The following is a 1,093-nucleotide window of genomic DNA, read 5'->3' on the forward strand; positions in this document are numbered from 1 at the left end:
ACGGTGCTGGCAGCCAAGTTCGGCGGTGCCGCCAAGAAGTACGACGAAATCGACGCAGCGCCGGAGGAAAAGGCACGCGGTATTACCATCAATACCGCCCACGTCGAATACGAAACGGCCAACCGCCACTACGCGCACGTTGACTGCCCGGGCCACGCTGACTATGTGAAGAACATGATCACGGGTGCCGCCCAGATGGACGGCGCGATCCTGGTTTGCTCGGCCGCTGACGGCCCGATGCCGCAAACGCGTGAGCACATCCTGCTGGCCCGCCAGGTTGGCGTGCCGTACATCATCGTGTTCCTGAACAAGTGCGACATGGTGGACGACGCTGAACTGCTCGAGCTGGTCGAGATGGAAGTTCGCGAGCTGCTGAGCAAGTACGAGTTCCCCGGCGACGATACCCCGATCATCAAGGGTTCGGCCAAGCTGGCGCTGGAAGGCGACAAGGGCGAGCTGGGCGAAGTGGCCATCATGAACCTGGCCGACGCGCTGGACACCTACATCCCGACGCCGGAGCGTGCCGTTGACGGTACCTTCCTGATGCCGGTGGAAGACGTGTTCTCGATCTCGGGTCGCGGCACCGTGGTGACCGGCCGTATCGAGCGCGGCGTGGTGAAGGTCGGTGAGGAAATCGAAATCGTCGGTATCAAGCCGACGGTGAAGACCACCTGCACCGGCGTGGAAATGTTCCGCAAGCTGCTGGACCAGGGTCAAGCCGGCGACAACGTTGGCCTGCTGCTGCGCGGCACCAAGCGTGAAGACGTCGAGCGCGGCCAGGTGCTGTGCAAGCCGGGTTCGATCAAGCCGCACACCCACTTCACCGGCGAGGTGTACATCCTGTCGAAGGACGAAGGCGGCCGTCACACCCCGTTCTTCAACAACTACCGCCCGCAGTTCTACTTCCGTACGACCGACGTGACCGGCTCGATCGAGCTGCCGAAGGACAAGGAAATGGTCATGCCGGGTGACAACGTGTCGATCACCGTCAAGCTGATCGCCCCGATCGCCATGGAAGAAGGCCTGCGCTTCGCTATCCGTGAAGGCGGCCGTACCGTCGGCGCCGGCGTCGTGGCCAAGATCCTCGACTAAG

General features: G+C 62.8%; 1 protein-coding gene. It reads left to right on the plus strand.

Annotation, left to right across the window (positions count from 1 at the left end):
• On the plus strand, nucleotides 1-1,092 hold a 1,092-nt coding region (gene tuf / locus CF68_RS34445), incomplete at its 5' end, for an elongation factor Tu (RefSeq protein ID WP_035827945.1).
• Between the last annotated feature and the right edge of the window lies 1 nt (nucleotide 1,093).

Origin of the sequence: Cupriavidus sp. SK-4 (assembly GCF_000611125.1) — a bacterium.
GTDB classification, from domain to species: Bacteria; Pseudomonadota; Gammaproteobacteria; order Burkholderiales; family Burkholderiaceae; genus Cupriavidus; species Cupriavidus necator.